Source organism: Methylovorus sp. MM2, from assembly GCF_001648895.1.
GTDB lineage: Bacteria > Pseudomonadota > Gammaproteobacteria > Burkholderiales > Methylophilaceae > MM1.
This window is the reverse complement of the sequence record NZ_LXUF01000016.1, coordinates 157,157-178,159: the sequence shown is the minus strand read 5'-3', so window position 1 is coordinate 178,159 and position 21,003 is coordinate 157,157. Positions and strand designations below refer to the sequence as shown.

General features: G+C 42.4%; 17 protein-coding genes. 11 read left to right on the top strand and 6 right to left on the bottom strand.

All coding sequences use genetic code 11. The features are described 5' to 3' along the window. Positions 1-196: 196 nt before the first annotated feature. Positions 197-4,468: a hypothetical protein gene (locus A7981_RS11425; protein WP_067268287.1), complete on the top strand. Its 4,272-nt coding sequence runs from the start codon at positions 197-199 to the stop codon at positions 4,466-4,468. Between the two features lie 46 nt (positions 4,469-4,514). Here the strand turns inward: A7981_RS11425 and A7981_RS11420 are convergent, their stop codons facing one another. Beyond that, a complete protein-coding gene (locus A7981_RS11420; protein ID WP_067268286.1) occupies positions 4,515-5,501 on the bottom strand; it encodes a hypothetical protein in 987 nt (328 codons plus the stop codon). A gap of 93 nt (positions 5,502-5,594) precedes the next feature. Here A7981_RS11420 and A7981_RS11415 point away from each other — a divergent pair, with 93 nt between their 5' ends. From A7981_RS11415 to istB, 3 genes are all read left to right on the top strand, one after another. Next, entirely contained in the window at positions 5,595-5,789 is a 195-nt protein-coding gene (locus A7981_RS11415) for a helix-turn-helix domain-containing protein (protein ID WP_131800964.1), read from the top strand. Between the two features lie 356 nt (positions 5,790-6,145). Continuing rightward, positions 6,146-7,663 (top strand): IS21 family transposase, encoded by a 1,518-nt coding sequence (gene istA, locus A7981_RS11410; RefSeq protein ID WP_082889307.1) that lies wholly within the window; start codon positions 6,146-6,148, stop codon positions 7,661-7,663. Positions 7,664-7,685: 22 nt separating this feature from the next. Continuing rightward, positions 7,686-8,429 carry an IS21-like element helper ATPase IstB gene (gene istB, locus A7981_RS11405; RefSeq protein WP_067268273.1) on the top strand — a complete coding sequence of 248 codons (744 nt, stop codon included), beginning with the start codon at positions 7,686-7,688 and terminating at the stop codon, positions 8,427-8,429. A gap of 202 nt (positions 8,430-8,631) precedes the next feature. Here the strand turns inward: istB and A7981_RS11400 are convergent, their stop codons facing one another. Continuing rightward, positions 8,632-9,525: a LysR family transcriptional regulator gene (locus A7981_RS11400; RefSeq protein ID WP_067268271.1), complete on the bottom strand. Its 894-nt coding sequence runs from the start codon at positions 9,523-9,525 to the stop codon at positions 8,632-8,634. A 163-nt stretch (positions 9,526-9,688) separates the two neighbouring features. Between A7981_RS11400 and A7981_RS11395 the strand changes: the two genes are divergently transcribed. The 5 genes from A7981_RS11395 (at position 9,689) to A7981_RS11375 (ending at position 13,217) form a co-directional block, all read left to right on the top strand. Continuing rightward, entirely contained in the window at positions 9,689-10,156 is a 468-nt protein-coding gene (locus tag A7981_RS11395; protein WP_088178074.1) for a cyclophilin-like fold protein, read from the top strand. Between the two features lie 187 nt (positions 10,157-10,343). Next, on the top strand, positions 10,344-11,189 hold the full coding sequence (locus A7981_RS11390) for an alpha/beta hydrolase (protein ID WP_217234107.1): 846 nt from the start codon (positions 10,344-10,346) through the stop codon (positions 11,187-11,189). Between the two features lie 21 nt (positions 11,190-11,210). After that, positions 11,211-12,404 (top strand): MFS transporter, encoded by a 1,194-nt coding sequence (locus tag A7981_RS11385; protein WP_217234105.1) that lies wholly within the window; start codon positions 11,211-11,213, stop codon positions 12,402-12,404. 30 nt (positions 12,405-12,434) lie between these two features. After that, on the top strand, positions 12,435-12,845 hold the full coding sequence (locus A7981_RS11380) for a cupin domain-containing protein (protein WP_067268265.1): 411 nt from the start codon (positions 12,435-12,437) through the stop codon (positions 12,843-12,845). A 39-nt stretch (positions 12,846-12,884) separates the two neighbouring features. Next, positions 12,885-13,217: a carboxymuconolactone decarboxylase family protein gene (locus tag A7981_RS11375; RefSeq protein ID WP_067268263.1), complete on the top strand. Its 333-nt coding sequence runs from the start codon at positions 12,885-12,887 to the stop codon at positions 13,215-13,217. A 128-nt stretch (positions 13,218-13,345) separates the two neighbouring features. On the opposite strand, the gene A7981_RS11370 is transcribed toward A7981_RS11375, so the two are convergent. Beyond that, positions 13,346-15,550, bottom strand: coding sequence for an OsmC domain/YcaO domain-containing protein (locus A7981_RS11370; protein ID WP_067268262.1), 2,205 nt, complete (start codon positions 15,548-15,550; stop codon positions 13,346-13,348). 298 nt (positions 15,551-15,848) lie between these two features. Here A7981_RS11370 and A7981_RS11365 point away from each other — a divergent pair, with 298 nt between their 5' ends. Beyond that, positions 15,849-16,529, top strand: a complete 681-nt coding sequence (locus A7981_RS11365) for a DUF2971 domain-containing protein (RefSeq protein WP_165595557.1) — start codon at positions 15,849-15,851, stop codon at positions 16,527-16,529. Positions 16,530-16,670: 141 nt separating this feature from the next. On the opposite strand, the gene A7981_RS11360 is transcribed toward A7981_RS11365, so the two are convergent. After that, positions 16,671-17,636, bottom strand: a complete 966-nt coding sequence (locus tag A7981_RS11360; protein ID WP_067268260.1) for a hypothetical protein — start codon at positions 17,634-17,636, stop codon at positions 16,671-16,673. Between the two features lie 375 nt (positions 17,637-18,011). Here A7981_RS11360 and A7981_RS11355 point away from each other — a divergent pair, with 375 nt between their 5' ends. Beyond that, a complete protein-coding gene (locus A7981_RS11355) occupies positions 18,012-18,320 on the top strand; it encodes a BON domain-containing protein (protein ID WP_067268259.1) in 309 nt (102 codons plus the stop codon). Positions 18,321-18,514: 194 nt separating this feature from the next. Here A7981_RS11355 and A7981_RS12390 read toward each other — a convergent pair whose 3' ends face one another. Beyond that, positions 18,515-20,101 carry a methyl-accepting chemotaxis protein gene (locus A7981_RS12390; RefSeq protein ID WP_067268366.1) on the bottom strand — a complete coding sequence of 529 codons (1,587 nt, stop codon included), beginning with the start codon at positions 20,099-20,101 and terminating at the stop codon, positions 18,515-18,517. A gap of 235 nt (positions 20,102-20,336) precedes the next feature. Further along, the gene (gene cheZ / locus A7981_RS11345) at positions 20,337-21,002 is read right to left on the bottom strand and encodes a protein phosphatase CheZ (protein WP_067268258.1); all 666 of its coding nucleotides are present in this window, start codon (positions 21,000-21,002) and stop codon (positions 20,337-20,339) included. Between the last annotated feature and the right edge of the window lies 1 nt (position 21,003).

Sequence of the window (21,003 nt, the reverse complement as noted above, 5' to 3'; positions counted from 1 at the left end):
TTTGAGTGTAATTAAAATTGCCAGGAGCTATTTATCAACCTCAGGGCAACATACTGTTAATTGTTATTTTCCCTGACTAAACCAATAGTATGGAGGATGGTCAATCAGGACAATCTTTAGTATATATTCCAAATAAAATGTATTCTAAACAAAAACATAAACTAAATAGAAATATTTAATTAAGGGGGAAATGGTCATGTCTATACTTGTAGATCTAAATCGATTATTTACTGTGGCTCCTGAAGATGGGGATTTCAGGAAATTAGCTGAAGACAGCTATCTACTAGAAGACTCTGGTAATGACGGCCTTACATGGCAAGAGCTCTTATCTAAGAAAATCGTAGTCATTCTTGGCGAATTGGGAAGTGGAAAGACAAAAGAGCTTGAGATTCAACATAACAAGCTAAGTGCCCACAAAAAATTTAGTTTCAAGGTAGATCTTTATAGCCTTGTTGGTAACAGCTTAGAAACCTCTCTGGGCTCAAAGCAGTATGATGAATTTCTCAGGTGGAAAAAATCGGCAGAGCACGGTTACATTTTTTTAGATTCTGTTGATGAGTCAAAAATCGCGAGACCAGATGATTTTTTTCTAGCCATCAGTAGACTTGGTGATACGGTTGGATCAGAACAACTTGAGAGAGCAACCATAATTCTCACTTCACGCATTAGTGAATGGAGACCAAAAACAGATGCTCAAAAACTCAAAGATACCTTCCTGTTGGCACCCACCGTTAATCTAAATCCTTTTCAAAGTAACAAGTCTAATATCAAGAATGCACGAAACATTGAACCCTTTATCGTCCATATAAAAGCTCTTAGCCTTGATCAAGTGCGATTGTATGCAAAGAGCGAAGAAGTAGAAAACATAAATGAATTCATCGAGGCAATTCAAAAACAAAATGCTTGGGAATTAGCTCGCAGACCAGTAGATGTGAGCGAACTCATTTCTTATTGGAAAGCTCATGGCAAGCTTGGAAGCCTTTATGAACTTTTAAAAGGAAGAATAATTGCCTCCACTAAAGATCCAGAAAATCGTGAAAAACAAAATCCACTGTCTCCCGAAAGAGCTCTTGATGGCTTGCAGTCATTAGGGGCGGCGGCTGTTTTTTGCAAGAACCTTCATTTCAGAATCCCGGATGACAATATTTCTAATAACTCCCTCGCATTAAATCCCTCAGATTGTTTAATGCCAAATTGGGTTGGTAAAGAAAAAAGAGCACTCTTGGATAGACCATTATTTGACACAGCGTTTTTTGGAACTATTAAATTTCATCATAGGAGAATACTTGAGTTACTGGCTGCCGATTGGTTACAAGAGCGTTTGAATGATGGATTAACGCTAGACAAATTAGTAACACTTTTAACTTATTCGTTCGAAGGCAGATTAGTCCTTAAGTCACATTTAGCGCCGGTCGCTGCCTGGCTATGTATTGGAGATACAACTTTTAATCAACGAATTCGTGAGGTCATATTAGATTGTGCGCCCGATATTCACTTTTCCTATGGTGATCCCTCTAAACTCTCTACTGATTACAGACGGGAGTTACTGCTTAAAATTGATAAACTCTATAAGAATGGACAAATAAATAGAATTAATTATGATCCTGCTATTTTAAGTCGTATCGCGGATAGCAATCTTTGTGACAGTATTTCGGAGTTACTGCAATCGCCACAAACAGAATCGAGATTTATCAGTGAACTATTACTTGTCGTTAAATTCGGGAGTTTAAGAGAGTGTTTGCCATCTGTATTAAAGATATTCTCTGATAGCGATACTACAGAAACTAATAGGATCTTAGCTATCCAATGTTTTGAAGCTAACTCTGATACAAATTATCTCGCACAATTAAAGCATGAAGCTTTATTACTCCCTCCATTTCCTCACTCAGTTCTTACTGAGTTGATTGAATGCCTTTATCCAGACAACCTTAGCAGCCATGAGTTGAAAACATTAATTCTCAACTCTACCGCCCCAAACAGGTACTCCACTGGAGCATCATGGCGGTTAAAGAAGCATTTCAGTGCCGTTTCGGATAAATTAGATTTTATCCAACTAATATCCATTCTTATCGAAATAATGGAGTTTGTTCCCGAAGACACTACTTATGATCTTGATGAAGAGGAACGCCGTGAGTGGCTTGCGCAATTATTAATCATTGCTCTTGATAAAGCAGTGAAATCGAAAACAGCTTCGGTTGAGAATTTGGTGATCGTTAATGCTCTTCATTTGCTAGATAATTTGATGAATCATGGCCTTCATTTTACCGATGAAAATCTTGTGTCTAATTTCAAAAAAACTTTAAACGCAAATGCCGAGATCAAGGAGCAGGCATTTATTACTGGTGTGGAGTTGCATCGCATCACTCTTGGAGAGCCTAAAGAAAATTTATGGAGGATTAGTAGACTTTGGAGATTTATTCAATTTGATTCAAACGATATTGAATGGTTGGTAAGTTTTTGTGAGAAAAACAATAACTTTAAAGATGTTCAAGTTGCCCACCGATTAGCACTAGAGCTTTGGGTTCCTTCTTTGAGTTTCAAGCTAATAAGATTGCTAAAACTCTCTGGTAAAACCCAGATCCCGCTCTTAGAGTGCCTACAACTGTCGCTTCCAAATATCTTTCGAAATTTTTCTGTCCATTGGCGTATGAATTGGAAATACAAATTAGAAGGGGGAGAGTGGAAGAAATACATAAAAAGAAGATATGAGAAATTTACGAATGGAATACTCGATAGGTATTATTTATATACCGGTTTACGCAGTATCTATACAGGGAAGAACCAACACTTCATAAGTCATTTGCTTCACGAGGTTTCGTTTCAGGAAAAAACTTCGCGGTGGGCCATTAATGACTGGTCTTATTTAGAGAAAAAACGCGGTAAATTGATTGCTTGGGCTACCAGACGTGGAGCAGAGAAATCATGGAACAAAGTAATGCCTTTGCTACCAGCACAGCTTATCCCTCACTCAACCCCCCAAAGCATTATCACTGGTTTGTGTGGTCTCCAATCACTTGTCGTTCGCAAGAAAATAACTTTTTCGGATATTTCAGCTGAAGATTCTCTGCGCGTATGTAGATATTCCTTGAACGAAATGAATGGGTTTCCTGATTGGTTAAATTCTTTTATTGAGGCAAGGCCAGAGATTTTTGTTCAAGAGTTCTCAAACTCGATGGAGCTTGAATGGTTATTTGATGAAACCAATATTTCTAATTCGGTTATTCAAAAGCTTTTATGGGGCGGAAGAGAGCATTGGCCGCTGATACGCCAAAATTTATTAATCAAACTGCAAGAGTTAGACCCTGTTAGCTCTCAAATATTGGATGCTACGATATCAATTCTAATTCAAAGGGAGAGTCCAGTTATTAATTCCGTAAAAGCACTTTGTACTTCCAGACTGAATATATATGAACCTGAAGATAATCGATGCAAAATATGGTTAGGTTTATTTTTTCAGGTAGATCCCCTATCTGCAATGAAATACTCCGATGAAAAGATAAAGAAAATACCGGAAAGAGCTAACGAATGGATTGTTGGTATTTTAGGAAATCTAGGAGGAAATCGCTTTAAAAGCGCTCTAGTTCTCCCAGAACCGCAATACTTCGACCCTAGATTTTGGGCTAACTTCGTAATATTTGTATATAAGTATGTTAATCCTAAAGAAGATATAAACCGCACTGGCGCTTATTCTCCTGGTGACAGAGATCATGCCCAAGATTTTAGATACGGTTTGATAGATAAATTCTCGCAGTTGCAAGGCCCTAATATCTTAGAGCAACTTCGTAAAGTAGTAATCAGTCCTGATTTGGAGCCACATAAGCACTGGTTGCAAGAGGTCATCCAAAAACAGATTAAGATCATCGCCGATGCAAGTGAATTCGTTCCATCTCAAGTAATCGAGTTACGAAAAGAAAATGAATTTTCGCCTCGAAACGCTGAACAACTTTTTAATCTAGTACACTCAAGATTGCTAGACATCAAATACAACGTGGAGCTTCCCGATGGAAGTAGTATAAGAAATCAAGCGCACACGAAATGGATTGAAGCTGATTTTAGAAAATGGTTCCACACCAAATTAACTGAGACCTCTCGCCATAGATATATAGCCACTCAAGAAGCGGAAGTCGATCCTGGAAAGAATCCTGACTTGCGATTTGATTATCCTAAACTTATAGGATGCTGTTTGGAACTAAAAGTAGCCGAGTCTTGGCCGCTTCACGTTTTGCTGGAGCGGTTGGAGAACCAACTCATGAAGCAATACATGCGAGCGCACGATATAAGGCTAGGGTTTTTCTTGATGGTACATAACGTGGATCATTCATGGGAGAATCCACAGGGCGGCAAAAGGCTGGAATACATAGAAATTCTTGAGCGTTTGAGTATTCGCGCTATTGAGTTGACTAAAGCCAATCCTGATATTGATCGAATTGAGGTGATATCAGTAGACTTCCGGGACCCAAATAAATGAGATGTAGAACATTATCAAAAGAACGTCAGGCTGCTGCAAAATTAAGTTATGTATTTAAGTCCCTTCTATTTCCACCCCAATTGCTTTTTCGCATATTTCTTGTAATAAGCCAAGCTTCAGCACGCAACAACATCAGCCAAATCAATTGCGGGTGAGTCTTGATGTGTTGATTAGTTTTTATGTAAGGCTGAAGTAATGTCTCAGTGAGATTAGTAGGGGAATGGAGTACTGAAAGGAGGCTGTTGATAATCTTGTCATCTTCCGTTGATTGATTCATGTCAATTATCAATTGCGCTGCAAATGGCCGCCTCTCGAGTAGCCACGACCATATATTCTCCGTAGGAAGCAAAATAGGATCATCAAAATTCGCATTGTGGAATGCAAGAGTTTCTTTGGTTAATATTTGATTGATTGTTTGATCATAAGTCACCTTCTGGCGCTTAGCTTCCTTGTAGTTAGTAAAGTGTGAGCTAGCATCCAGACTTTCATTACCAATCGATTGAATGGCAATGTGTTTGCTACTCGCGGTATGTAATACACATATTTTTCGCTTTGGTACGGGCTGTCTCCAACAATATTTACAAGCCTTAAAGACATCAAATTTCCCACCATCTAAATACCTCAGATGCGCGACTTCTATTTTTAGAAAGCGATAAATATCTAAGAAAATATTGACTTCTAAGTTATCAAAAACAATAGGTTCTCTTGGTGGCAAGGTGGTGTATCTGCAAATCCAATCAATACAGGCAGCAATATCCTCTAGTAGTTCTCTTAAATCACCAGCCTTGAAACTCATGGAAATCAGACCAGAGTAACTCCAATGTAGTTTTCCCCAAGAAACCTGTTTTAATTTTAAAAAAGAGTCGTGGTATTCCCCTGGTAGAAGAGGTAAGAAGTACTTTTTTATAAGGGCAAGAGCGAGGCTTGGCGTAACAGCATAATCTTGCATCTCGTACTTGATTGCCTTTAATGCATAAGCTACCGATGCACATATCCTTTTATCTATTATTTCATCATCAATATATAAGGGCATTGGTTCAAGTGTCCAAAAATACGAGCATTTTTTATTTTAGATGTTTTTTATGATGATACATCGTGATGTTTACGTTTGATTTAGAGGACGACGATGGAAACAATGAACTTAGATGAAGTGAGCAAAGTACTTAAGATTACCAAAGCGACAGCCAGAAACAGGCTTAGCCAAGGCTTACCAATGCCACCATCATTCAAAGTGGGTCGAAACCGTTTATTTCTGACAAGCGAATTTTATTTATGGATGGCACAGCAGGTAAAGCCGATCAACAACACACAACAACAATAAATGGAGGAAGACAATGGATTAAAGAGTAGAAAAACTAGGCCTTAGAAGCGCGAAAGGCTTGGGGTGGAGCCCAAGCCTTCGGCATTACATTCAAGATTGCATCCTTGATTCTGTATTGTCTACGCACTTTCATCGACTGTCAAGGTCGAGGCCTCTCCATACCTATCGACTAGGTAATCATCCTATCAACACATGTTAGAGGGCCAGTGACATCTCTATGGCTCTATGGAGAAGCACAATGAAAATTAATCAATTAGTAATTTTATGTTTTGGCAATAGTGATAACCGATTCTATTTGAATTGCCACACTTCGCTTAGTGCAGCGAAAAATTGTGATGTCGAATAGGAGGCTACCGATGAGAAAAATTCGTGATGTATTACGGCTGACTTTTGAAAGCAGGATGAGTCATCGCATGATAGAAAAAGCGATTGGTGTTTCCAGAAAAACCGTTGCAGATTATCTGCGGCGGATGAGCAATGCAAATATCACATGGCCATTACCAATTGATTTAGATGATGCAACTTTAGAAAAGCGGTTATTTCCGACAATAAAAAGAAATGGTGCCCCTAATCGAAAACCTGACTGGTCTTTAGTGAATCAAGAACTAAAGGAAAAAGGTGCGACTTTGGCACAACTGCATGTTGAATACCTCATAGACCATCCAGACGGCATGAAATACAGTAACTATTGCACACAGTATCGAGAATACAAAAAAACATTAAAACGATCTCTCCGACAAATTCACACGGCAGGCGAAAAGGTATTCGTTGATTATGCTGGGCCAACGATACCGATTCATGACATAGAGACTGGTAAAGTTAAGCATGCGCAGATATTTGTAGGGGTGCTAGGCGCATCGAACTATATCTACGCGGATGCTGTTTGGAATCAGCGCAAAGCTAATTGGATTGCCTCGCATGTCCGCATGTTTGAACATTTTGGAGGTGTACCTCTAATGGTGATTTGCGATAACCTAAAATCGGCAGTCACTAAACCCAACAGATCTGATCCCGTCATCCAGACAGCTTATCAGGACATGGCGAGTCATTATGGAACAGCGATATTTCCAGCTCGTGTATACAAGCCTAAAGATAAATCTAAAGCTGAAGGCGGCGTACTTATTATTGAACGTTGGATAATGTTTCGTATAAGAAAACAGGTATTTACTAGTCTATCTGAATTAAATGCAACGATAAAAACATTATTAGTCGAGGTGAACAATCGTCCATTTCAGAAAATGCCAGGTTCGCGCTTTGCAGCCTTTCAAGCTCTGGATAAGCCAGCATTGAAGCCACTACTTTCAGAGATTTATGAGTACAAGGAGTTTTATAAAGTACGGGCAGGATATGACTACCATGTGGAAATTGACGGACATTTTTACAGTGTTCCGCATGTCTTGGTTCGCAAACAGCTAGAGGCTATTGTGACAGCAAGTACCATTGAGTTATTACACGGTGGCAATCGGGTTGCTAGCCATCCGCGTAGTTATGCTCATGGCGAAAAAACTACCAATTCCGAACATATGAATGACGCACATCGTCACTACGCAAAATGGGATGCAGAACATGAACTGGAATGGGCAGTTACGGTTGGCATCAATACACATGCATTCCTTAAATATCTACTTGCTCAGTCTGTACATCGGGACTTTGGATATCGATGGACCACTTCGATTAAATCATTGTACAAAAAATACGGTGATGAACGGCTTGAGGCTGCATGCAAACTGGCTTTAGAAATTGGAGTCACCAAAACAGCTAGTCTGCATTCCATCCTTAAAAACAACCTAGACAAACACAATCGCAAAACGGAGTCTCTGCAAGAAGCAGACTTTGAACATGACAATATCCGTGGTGCAAGTTACTACCACTAAATAATTATAAAAGGATCAATAAATGCTATCTCAACAAACCATGAACAAATTATCTGAAATGAACCTTAATGGCATGAGTAAAGGCTATGAAGAACAACTCTCCAGCTCAGCTTGCCAAGGACTAGCATTCGAAGAGCGATTCGGCATGCTGGTTGATCAGGAGCAGACTTACCGTGAAAACAAACGACTGGTCAGATTATTGAAATCTGCCAAATTAAAGGCCAACGCCTGTATGGAAGACATTGATTATGGCCATATTAGAGGGCTTGATAAGGCTCAAATTGCCAGTCTTAATAGTACAGATTGGATTAAGCGCGGTTTTAATCTCCTCATCACAGGGCCAACAGGTTGTGGCAAAACCTGGATTGCCTGTGCCTTGGGTAATCAAGCTTGTAGACAAGGCTTGTCAGTAAGCTTCCAACGCTTAACATTAATGCTTGAAGAATTGTATTTAGCGCATGCTGATGGCAGCTTTCGTAAAAGGTTAATGCAACTTGCAAAAGTTGACTTACTAATATTAGATGATTTCGGGATTGCGACTCTTACCCCTCAAAGCCGTAGCGACTTGCTGGAAGTAATTGATAGTCGTTCAGGCGGGAAGTCCACAGCGATTACGAGTCAATTACCCGTGGACTTATGGCATGACTATTTACAGGGTGGCAACCCTACAGTGGCGGATGCCATTCTTGATAGGCTAGTTAGTGGAACACTACGTATTCAGCTTAAAGGGGAGTCCATGCGGAAATTACGTTCTCCCAAAATATAAACTGTCCAATATCGAGCGCGGGAGTTCTTCAGCGTACCAATAATAGACAAAGCCACTTTTTAAGAGTTTAAGAGAGTAGCTTTTTTAAACTGTTTTGGGTGGCAAATTTGAAGGAATTGTTGAAAATTTGGATGTCTGCGTGCGGCCAATAGCAGACACTGATGGAATAAAAAAACATCCTATCTGTATAAGCATTTTAAATTCAGTCTTTATACTTTAAAGCTTCAACGAATGCTGTGAATGCAGGGGATGTCTGGCGTCTGTTTGGATAGTACAAATGGTACCCCTGAAATTTCGGGCACCATGGAGCCAATACCTCTACTAGTCGGCCATCAGCCAAATAGGGTGCGACTAACTCTTCTGGAATGTAGGCCAATCCGATTCCATCAACAGCTGCATTGAGCACATGCATGATGCTATTGAAAACAAGCTGACCTTCAACCTTCACTGTAAATGCCTGGCCCTCCTTTTCGAATTCCCAAGCGTAGATTGACCCAGATGGCCTGTGCCGAATATTGACACATGCATGTTTGGTTAAATCATGGGGTGTTCTAGGAATCGGATTTTTATTGAAATAATCTGGAGCACCTACGACTGCCAACCGCCAGTCTGGTCCGATGCGAACGGCAATCATATCTTTACTGATTGCTTCACCCATACGAATGCCAGCATCAAATCGCTCTTCAACTATATTGGTAAACCCATAATCGACATATAGCTCAAGAGAGATATCTGGATAGTCATTGATAAACTGCGCCAACATTGGTCGCAAGCAGAGTTCGATTTGATCATCCGTGCATGACACGCGGATAGTCCCTCTCGGCTTATCAGATAATTCACTTAAAGCTTCTACCTCAGTTGCTATTTGATCGAATAGCGGTGCAATTGAACGCATCAATCGTTCACCCGCATCAGTCGTTGACACGTTACGTGTAGTACGGGTCAGCAAGCGAACCCCTAACTTTTCTTCTAGCGCCCTGAGGGTATGGCTAAGAGCGGAAGGGGTAATACCCAACTTTGCAGCGGCCTTGGTAAAGCTTTGATCCCTGGCCACGGCTACAAAAGCTTGCAAGTCATTTGTTTTAGGATAGCTCATTCGTGAGATTTTCTCACAAGCGCATGTACATTACACCATCTAATCATGTGATCCTTTTTGCCCTAGTATGTTTCTTATTCTAGTAAATGGTAATGCCAGTTCGCAAGAATACAGCTTCAGGTGCTTTTATTCCGCCGTCATTTGTATAGGACAGATTAACAACATGATGATGATTTCAAGAAAAACGCTGATCTGGTTCTCAGGACTGGTGTTTTTAATGAATTGGTCCGCACTATCAATGGCTGAGGAGAGGGCTATGAAGATCAGCATTACTCTGGGAAATAAAGTGATACAGGCGACTCTGCTTGATAATCCAACTGCTCGGGAATTCATTTCTCAGCTGCCGCTTACTTTGACGCTTACGGATTACAACAGCACTGAAAAGATCAGTGATCTTCCTAAAAAGCTGACCAAAAAAGATGCGCCGGCGGCGATAGACCCATCCATTGGGGACATAACTTACTATGCGCCCTGGGGAAATCTGGCCATCTTCTATCGTGATTTCGGCCATTCTCCGGGTCTGATCAAGCTCGGAACAATCAATTCAGGAATAGAAGCTTTAAGTGTGCCGGGGCCAATTAAAGCCACTATTTCTCTGGTCAATCCAGAATCAACCAATCAGGAAAGATAATCTTATGAAGAAGCTAACGATGTTATTTGGTCTATTTATGACCCCGTTTTATGTGATAGCAGCCGATATGGCAAACGGTGCAGACAATTTTTACAAAAGCGACAAAGTAACGGTAGAGAAAGTCACGTTCAAAAATCAGTACCACATGAATGTCGTGGGCAATCTCTTCAAACCCAAGGGACTGGATTTGAAAGCCAAGAGCCCCGCCATCATTGTTGGACACCCTATGGGTGCCGTGAAGGAGCAGAGTTCGAATCTTTATGCACAGAAATTGGCCGAGCAAGGATTTGTCACGCTAGCCATCGATGTGTCCTTCTGGGGCGAGAGCGAGGGACAGCCGCGTAATGCTGTTCTGCCAGATGTATATTCAGAAGCCTTCAATGCTGCTGTGGACTTCCTTGGAACCAGGTCATTCATTGACAAGGAGCGTATCGGTGTTCTTGGCATCTGCGGAAGCGGCAGTTTCGTCATCAGCGCAGCCAAGATCGATCCTCGTATGAAAGCCATTGCAACCGTCAGCATGTATGACATGGGTGCAGCAAACCGTAACGCCCTGCATCACTCACTGACACTTGAACAGCGTAAAAAGATCATTGCAGAAGCTGCTGAACAACGTTATGCGGAGTTCACCGGCGGTGCCACCAAGCACACAGGCGGAACAGAGCATAAGTTGGATGACAATACCCATCCGATCCAACGCGAATTCTATGATTTCTATCGAACTCCGCGCGGCGAGTTTACACCGGCTGGCTCATCTCCAGATAAGACGACCCATCCCACATTATCAAGTAATACCAAGTTCATGAACTTTTATCCATTCAATGACATTGAGACAATTTCGCCCAGGCCAATGCTGTTTATCACGGGCGCAGAGGCACATTCGCGTGAATTCAGTGAAGAGGCCTATCGACTTGCTGGTCAACCAAAAGAACTGGTCATCGTGCCTGGTGCTGGCCATGTCGACCTTTACGACCGGGTTAACTTGATTCCCTTTGACAAGTTGGCTGCATTCTTCCAGGCAAATCTTAAATAATCCATGATGAAAAGCGCAGTCATGAATAACGCATCATTGAACAGAAGTAACTGGGCGGCCGTATTCGGATTGTCTTTAACCGCATTTGTATTGGTCGCCTCAGAATTCATGCCGGTTAGTTTGCTAACCCCTATTGCCGGCGAATTGAACATTAGCGAGGGGCAAGCAGGCCAGGCGATCGCGATCTCCGGTGGGTTCGCCTTAATTACAAGCCTGTTTATTACCTCTTTAGCGGGCATGCTTAACCGCAAAACACTTCTCTTATCCCTGACGTTGCTGATGATTGTTTCGGGAACGGTGGTCACTTTCGCCCCGAATTACTTCATATTCATGATGGGCCGAGCATTAATAGGTATTGCCATTGGGGGATTTTGGTCAATGTCTGCAGCCATCGCCATGCGCCTTGTTTCCGATGATCAGATTCCACGCGCTTTAGCGATTGTAAACGGAGGCAATGCATTGGCTACAGTCATTGCCGCACCATTGGGAAGTTATCTCGGCGGAATCATAGGCTGGCGTGGGGCTTTCTTTTTTATCGTACCAGTCGCAGCTATCGCTTTTGTATGGCTCTTTCTAAAGCTTCCCAAATTGAAAGCTGTAACAGGTTCCCACTCAGGCAATATTTTGAAACTGCTGAAGGAGCCTCCTGTTGCGTTTGGTATGGCAGCGGCTAGTTTCTTCTTCATGGGCCAGTTCACGTTGTTCACTTATCTTCGGCCGTTCCTTGAAACGATTACCAAAGCTGGCGTCACATCGATTTCATTCATATTGCTTGTGTTGGGCCTGGCCGGTTTGCTCGGAACGATAGTGATTGGCAATCTGTTGAAAAATCGATTGTATAGAACCTTGATCGTCATTCCCTTACTAATGTCTTTAATCGCTATTGGTTTAATCGAATTTGGCCATTCAATGATTGCAACAACTGTCCTACTGGGTCTATGGGGCCTGCTTGCAACTTCAGCACCGGTAGCTTGGTGGACTTGGGTGGCAAAAGCTTTACCAAAAGACGCTGAAGCCGGTGGTGGTTTGATGGTGGCACTCGTTCAGCTATCCATCATGCTGGGCGCTGTCGTAGGAGGTCTTTTGTACGATGTCCGCGGATATCAGGCGACTTTTGCGATGAGTGTGATATTTCTTCTCGCTTCCGCATCATTTGGAGTTGTGACGGCCCGCATTCAAGCAGGGTTGACCCAAGCCAAGGTAGTAGCAAATTAAACTCAATAGAAACACATAGAGGAGAACGAAATGGAGATAAAACGCAACGGCTCACAACCCTCAACCAAAGGCCCTGAAGCCTATTTTACGGGGAGCGTTCGTATTGATCCTTTATTCCAACCGACCGAGCCAAGTCAGGTGTCAGCTGGTTTAGTTACTTTTGAACCTGGTGCAAGGTCTGCATGGCACACACATCCCCTAGGCCAAACTCTGATTGTCACTGCCGGGCTCGGCTGGACTCAATGTTGGGGTGGACCTAAAAAGGAAATCAGACAAGGTGATGTTATTTCATGTGGCTGCGGACAAAAACATTGGCATGGCGCAACTGCGACGACAGGCATGAGCCACATCGCCATTCAGGAAGCGTTAGATGGCAAAGTTGTCGATTGGCTGGAGAAAGTGACTGACGAAGAATACCTTGCCGAAGTCGAAGCAGATTAATTGCGTTGTTAAATTTAAACATAGTCATTAGGAAAAAACATGAGTGATGAACCAACTGGCGCAAGGAAAGCATTCGGTGAGATAGCACCTGCACTTGCAGAGATTTCGGACAAAGTTTTATTTGGAGATGTATGGGAACGTCCTGGTCTTTCGCCACGCGATCGTAGCCTGATTACAGTTTCTAGTCTGATCTCCCTTTATCGAACGAATGAACTACCGTTTCATTTGAAGAAAGCAATGGAAAATGGCGTAAGCCGTGATGAATTAATCGAAGTCATCACGCATCTGGCTTTTTACTCAGGCTGGCCGACTGCAATGACTGCTCTGACCCTTGCCAAGAAGCTTTTTGAGGAAATCGATCAAAAATCTTAACCAACTCTTTACAATGAGTGTCTGCTTTGGGTCGCTTCCGGCCAAATAGCGGACATCCATACTTTTAAATTCATCTGGGTATATCAACAAAATACTCAGAGTAAGCGACGATACCTGTAGTTATTGTGCTAACTGATCATAGCTGCCATATTGGCCCGAACTGTATGCAATTTCCTGTAACTATCAATTAGTCGATGATGCCTGTCTAGCCCTTCCAGTTTCATGCTGGTCGGAGTCAAGCCAAAGAAACGTACGCTACCATCTACTGAGCCCATGGCAGCATCCATTCTGGCATTGCCAAACATCCGGCGGAAGTTTACTGAATAGTCATCGAGTTCCAGTTTGCTATCCAGCAAAACTTCCAGCACCACATTCAAGGCTTGGTAGAACAATCCGCGCTCGACCGTGTTGTCGTTGTACTGCAGGAAAGCACCTACCAGTTCATGCGCCTCCTCAAATAGCTGCAAAGCTAAATTAATCAGCAGCTTCAGCTCTATAACTGTCAGTTGACCCCAGTCGGTATTCTCGTCAAATTCGATGCCAATCAATGAGGCAATGTTGCCGTAGTCGTCTAATTCATTGTTATTCAACCGGTCAAGCAGTGCTGCCAAACTATCGTCGTCCAGACGGTGCAGATTCAGGATGTCGGCTCTGAATAGCAGGGCTTTGTTGGTGTTATCCCAAATCAAATCTTCTACTGGGTAAACTTCAGAGTATCCTGGTACCAAGATTCTGCAAGCAATGGCACCTAGTTGGTCATACACCGCCGTGTAAACCTCTTTGCCCATTCCCTTAAAAATGGCTAGCAACGTAGTGACTTCCTCAGTATTTGAATACTCACCTTGACCTGAAAAATCCCATTCAACAAAATCGAAATTCGATTTGGCGCTGAAAAACCGCCACGATACGATGCCGCTGGAATCAATGAAGTGTTCAACAAAGTTATTGGGTTCTGTCACGGCTTCACTTGCAAAGGTTGGCTGAGGCAGATCATTTAGGCCTTCAAAGCTCCGGCCCTGAAGCAATTCAGTCAGGCTACGCTCCAGTGCGACTTCCAGGCGTGGGTGAGCACCGAACGAGGCAAACACACCGCCGGTTTTCGGATTCATCAAAGTTACGCACATCACGGGGTAGGTTCCTCCCAGTGATGCATCCTTCACCAACACTGGAAAGCCTTGTTCCTCTAAGCCCTGAATGCCCGCTAGAATGCTAGGATATTTCGCCAGCACGTCCTGCGGTACATCAGGCAGGGTGATTTCACCTTCTAGAATTTCACGTTTAACCGCCCGCTCGAAAATCTCAGAAAGACACTGCACCTGTGCTTCGGCCAGTGTATTGCCTGCACTCATGCCATTGCTGGCATAAAGGTTTTCGACTAAGTTGGATGGAAAATATACGACCTTGCCATCTGACTGGCGCGTATACGGCAGCGAACAGATACCGCGTTGCACATTGCCTGAATTGGTATCAATCAGATGCGAACCTCGTAATTCGCCATCCGGATTGTAGATTTTCAAGCAGTACGCATCCAGGATTTCTGTCGGTAGTGCATCTTTACGGCCTGGCTTGAACCAACGCTCGCTCGGATAATGCACGAATGACGCGTCTGCTATGTATTCACCCCAGAACGTACCAGCATAAAAATGGTTATTGCTGAGCCGTTCGATATACTCCCCCAAAGCCGACGCCAACGCGCTTTCCTTGGTCGACCCCTTGCCATTGGTAAAACACATCGGTGAATGCGCATCACGGATATGCAGTGACCACACATTAGGAATGATATTGCGCCACGAAGCGATTTCAATCTTAATGCCCAAGTTCGCCAATACGTTAGACATATTGGCAATGGTCTGCTCCAAGGGTAAATCCTTGCCCGCGATATAACTATTGGCATCAGAGGTCAACATTAACGTCAGCAAGGCCTGAGCATCAGCGTCCAGATTAGCGACTTCTTCAATCACGAATTCTGGCCCGGTTTGCACCACTCTTTTAACCGTGCAACGGTCGATGGAACGCAAGATACCTTGGCGGTCTTTTTCGGAAATATCAGCTGGCAACTCGATCTGTATCTTGAAAATCTGCTGATAACGGTTTTCCGGATCGACAATATTATTGTGTGATAGGTGGATGTTTTCGGTGGGTATATTGCGCGTGTTGCAGTACAACTTCACAAAATATGCTGCACACAAGGCCGATGAAGCAAGAAAGTACTCGAAAGGGCCAGGGGCAGAGCCATCGCCTTTATAGCGAATAGGCTGGTCAGCAATCACAGTGAAGTCATCGAACTTGGCTTCAAGACGTAGCTTATCGAGAAAGTTAACTTTAATTTCCATGGGGGAATTCCAAAATGGTGCAAAATGATATGAGCGCTATTATCCGCCACCAAGCCAGTGCCGTGTAATACATCGATTTTTTAGCAAACGCTACCACACAAGGATGCATTGTCGGACAAACATCATTGCTTAGGCTTATTTGAGGTGGCATGCCGAATCGAGGCGCTGGCTAAGGTCTGGTGACGGCCAATAGCGGTATCTTGCAACATCAATCACAGCCAATGAGAGAAAAATCCCGTATATTGATTTATCTAAATCCAAGAAAACTAAAAATATGGTTCTCTATCATTTCCTCAAAATGAAATGGGGGCTGGCGGCTCTCAAAGATCAGCGCCTAAAACAAGCCATCATTACCGAATTAAATGACCCATTTGAGCACATCGGTGTAGACCTTTCCGATAAAAACATACGCAAATCGTTTATAACCCTAAGAACTGAACTGGCAAAAAGCTTTGGCATAATTTGCATGAGCGAAAAAATGTCCAATCCATTGCTCTGGTCGCATTACACAGATAAGCATAAAGGCTTGTGTCTGGCATTCGATTTTTCAAAGTCACCTCAAGACCTTTTACTGCCCGTAAATTACCTAGATCAACGAATACCAATGGATAAAAACAAACTACGACATTTTTTAACAAAAGCCAGCATTCCCGAAACCATGGAAAAACTATTGGCAAAATTTTCAGATTGGAGATATGAAAAAGAAGTAAGGTTTTATGCCAGCCTGACAGAAAAAGACCCTATAACAGGCCATTACTATTTGGGCTTCAATAAGATGGCATATCTATCCAAAGTTTACATTGGTGCTGAGGCTAAGGTGTCAAAAGCGGATATGGAATTTGCTATGAGCGCATTTCCAAACGTTGAAGTGGAAAAGGTACGAATCGGATTTCAAAACTTTGAGATTGTCAGGCAACAAGACAAGTCGAGGTGGTACGACAAAAGCGCGGACTACAAATCCTATTTTGAGGTGGTTTAATTTTTAGAAAACACTTCGTAAAAATGGTGTATGTTTTTGAAAGTTCCTAATCAGCGCCATTCTCAGGTTTCCGGATTGGGTCGATAACAGACATTCAATCAGCGTTTAATTTTCGGCAACCCCTCGAAACAGGTGGCTACTTTAAGACTGGAATGGGTGGCAACTATCAATTGAAACAAGTGGCAACTTTGGTCTGGAATGAGTGGCTACATTTGTCTGTAATACGCAGTAAGAAAACAAGGCGTGGTTTTTAATCTGACTCTTAAAATCATTAATCTGTATTCGAGAGAAACGAAGTTTTTCACGTAAGAGTGTTTCTAAAACATCCATAGATAATGCGTTACCATCAAGCATTGCAAGCATGCAAAAAGCAATTAGGAGCGCCATAGAATCCATCAGTTTTGCTGCTCTTAGCTTTTTACTCGTATTTTCAGAATCTCTTATTCCAATAAGCAACAGACGAAGCTGAGGAGGAAATTCCTTAGCCACGTCAAGGCTATCAAATATGACCTTCTCATCACTTGAAGAACTAGGTGGGAAACTGCTTTGTTGTGGGGCAGCATCGAATTCCTGCAATTTAATTCGTAGTCCACTTAATTCAGCCCTAAGGTTACTATTCGCTTCTTTTTCATTAGAAATATTTGCTAATAATAAATTCATCCTTTTTTCCAGCTCTTCATTTGATAAAGAAAGGTCGCGCACTTGAGCATCATGTTTTATCTGCTGTGTAACAGATACTCGTCTAAGGGCTAAAGCCTCACTCTTACTAAGAGGGGTATTTCTCTCAATTTTCAATTGAACTGCTTTAATCTTTCGCTGCTGCTTATGCCAGTAAGCAAATGCCCACATAGCGGGAAAAGGATAGAGAATAATAAACAAAGCGCTACTAACAGTTGGGAAAATCAGAAAGTACTCAATATGGGTGATTAAATCTGGATATAAAATATTTAATTGAATTAGTTTATTAGGTGCTGGTAAATCAGACAATGCAACCAATACACCATTTGTATTCCAGCCAATCCAAGAAACTAAAAACGTGAAAAATAATGGGCCCCTAGCTCGTTCATATAATTGAGCTTTAACCTCTTTTGTTAAATCATCAAGCATTCTGCCTCCCTTATTATGTAGGAGATATTACAACTTTCTTTTATAGAGAGTTTAATTAAAATAATGATTCAAACCAATTTCCGGCCATCAAAAAGTAAACCGTGGTGGCATCAAAAATGACATCAATTTATCTTTACGCTTTTAAACCTGCGATTCCAGCGGGCTTTTATTACTAGAGTCAATTCCTCTTAATCCGTTCGGGGGTTCGACCCCCCGCTCTCCCACCAAAATACTTAAAGGCTTACGTTTATCACGTAGGCCTTTTTTATGCACGGTAAGCCAATTCCTACGTCAATATCAGCTAGCAACGTATACGTTAATTAGTGCTGTTCTTCAATAATGGACTCGTCTTAAACAAATCAACGAGGAAATAACATGAAAACAACTATTAAATCTCTTTTACTTGTTAGCGCTTTATTGTTGCCAATGGCTGGTTTTGCAGCTGATGGTGACCCTATCTCAACAAAAGTAGGTGATTCTGTCATCACAGCAAAAGTAAAAGCTGCTTTTGCTAAGGATAAAGTAGTTAGTGCTACTGACCTTAAGGTTGAGACAGATAGTAATGGTTTGGTAGAGCTATCAGGCACAGCCAAATCAAAGGCAGAAGCCAAAAAGGCTGTTGAGCTTGCCAAGAATGTAAAAGGCGTTACTGCTGTTAAAGATGAAATCGTCGTAGCCGATTAATTCATTGTAACGTTACCCATGGTATGTATAAAAATACATACCATGGGGTTCTTTTTGACCAAATCTATTCTTAAAAGAAGAACAAATGATAAAAATTCTCTTATGGGCTGTGGGCATTATCTTTCTTATCGGATTACTTGTTGTAACCGGGGTACTCAAACTTCTTTTCTAAAATAATATTACTCATAGTTCACTTAAGCAGCTATCGAGATCAGATTACGTGGTTCTTCATCTGTTTTAAACAGCCCAACTACTTGACCTAAACTATGCGCTTGTTGCATTAGACTTTCAGCAGAAGCTGCACTTTCTTCGACTAGTGCAGCATTTTGCTGCGTCATTTGATCAAGGTTGGTAATCGCATCATTGATTAGAGATATCCCTCTTGTCTGCTCATCTGTCGCATTCGATATCTCATGAACCAGATCACTTACCCGTTGGATTTGCGAAACGATATCGGTCATTTTCATCCCCGCCTGATTCACTTGCGATGTACCATTTTTTACTTTTCCCACACTTTCAGTAATCAAAGTCTTGATCTCTTTGGCGGCATTGGCAGAGCGCTGAGCAAGTGACCTGACCTCTGTCGCGACTACTGCAAAACCTCGCCCTTGTTCTCCAGCACGTGCAGCCTCAACTGCAGCATTAAGAGCGAGGATATTGGTTTGGAACGCGATCCCATCGATAACACCGATGATGTCAGAGATCTTCTTGGATGATGCAGCGATATCATCCATGGTTGCTACCACTTGCGCGACAGCAGTACCACCATTCTTAGCGGCCTCGCTTGCCGCGTTGGCAAGAATATTCACTTGCTGTGCAGTCTCGGCATTATTTTTAACTGTCGAGGTTAACTCTTCCATCGAAGCGGCAGTCTGTTGCAGATTGCTTGCCTGTTCCTCGGTCCTCTGACTAAGATCCATATTCGCAGCAGCGATCTGAGAGGAACTTGTCGCAATCAAACTAGCGGCGCTTCGCACCTGCATCACAATTCCTGCAAGGCTTTTTTGCATATCATTCAATGAAGAGAACACGCCCCCATTGCCTGACATGTGTGTATGCGAGATGACACTCAGATCTCCACTTGCTACCTTTTTGGCTGCTTCATTAAGTACACTCGGCTCAGCACCTAAGGCTTTATTCAAACTAGTCGTAATCACAAATCCTGCTACGCCAGCGCTTGCAAAAGCAATAAGGCACGCTAGGATAAGTAGATTTCTTGAGTGCTCATATTTATCTGCCATATTCTGAGTGAGATCAAGTGAGCGTTGATGTGTATAGATTGAGAATTCGTCCGTTGCCTTTACAAGCGCAGCTAGCAATGGCCTGCAACTCTCATTCATCTTAGCAATTGCCTCAGCATGGCGCTTTTCTAATGCCAGATTAACGATATCCAAAGCAACTAGACCATAAGACTTCTCTACATTGTTGATGCGTTCAACAAGAGCACGTGCCTCTTCTGACTCATCTTTAGCTGCGGCCATCATTTCGTTCAACTTAGCCAAGTTTGTCTGCACATCATGGTGTGCAGACAGCACTTCAGCATGTTCCGCTTCCAGATCGGAAGCGTCTGATACCAGAACGAGATTACGTGCAGCGATCGCACGTCTATCGACTGCAGTTCGGACTTTCGTCACGATATCTGCTCGCGCATCGACACCTTGCAGATATTCAGAGAAATCATGATTAGAAGAACTAAGTGAACTTAAGGCAACGATAGAGACTACTAAAACCATAAGACAGAGAAAACCAAACGCAATAACGAACTTAGACGTTATTGTCATGCTGTTGAATGACATTTTATTTTTTTACCCTAAAATGGAATGTAATAAGAGAATAGAAACACATTAATCGGCATCTTCAATACTCTTATCGGCATCAGTATAAAATACTGTAGGTATTTGATAAAATGAAACATTTTGATACATGTAAACGACAAATGGTTACAATAAAAAAGCCATTATCAGTATCTGATAATGGCTTTTTTATTTATTAGACTCTTGTGCTATTGATATCTGGCTAGAACCCTAAACTATCCAGAAGGTCATCTACCTGCTCTTGGCTTGCAACAACATCCACAGTTTTTTCCGGCGCTATTTGCGGGCCATTCATCAGGCCACTATTCTTGTCTTCTTTTTTAGTAGTGGCAGGGCTAAAATCCACTAGCACCTGAACGAGTTGTTTTTCTATATCTTGCGCAATTTCCGTGACTTTTTTGATAACTTGGCCTGTCAGATCCTGAAAGTCCTGCGCCATCATAATATCCATCAGTTGCTGCTTGGTTAAATCCGTGTTCTGTATGGATTGATCGAGATATAACAAGGTTTGATTCGCTACGCGGTCATATTCACTTTTTAATGAAGGAACAGCCAGCACCTCTTGCCATTGCTGATGCAGGTCCATCGCGCCTTCAGCGATTTTATCTTGCAGCGGGTTTGCAATGTCAGTCGCATTCAGCACACGATCCGCCGCTTGTTCTGTCATTCTGGCCACATACATCAAGCGATCACGAGCATCGGGAATATCATTAGCCGCGGTTTCAAGCAATTTATCAAAACCCAGTTCACGCAGGCTATCGTGTAGATTTCTCGTTAAGTGACCGATACGCGCAAGTACTTCTTCTTGCGGAATCTGGCTGGATGATGCCTCGCTTGCCACAGCAGACTGCATGGATTCATCACTCATA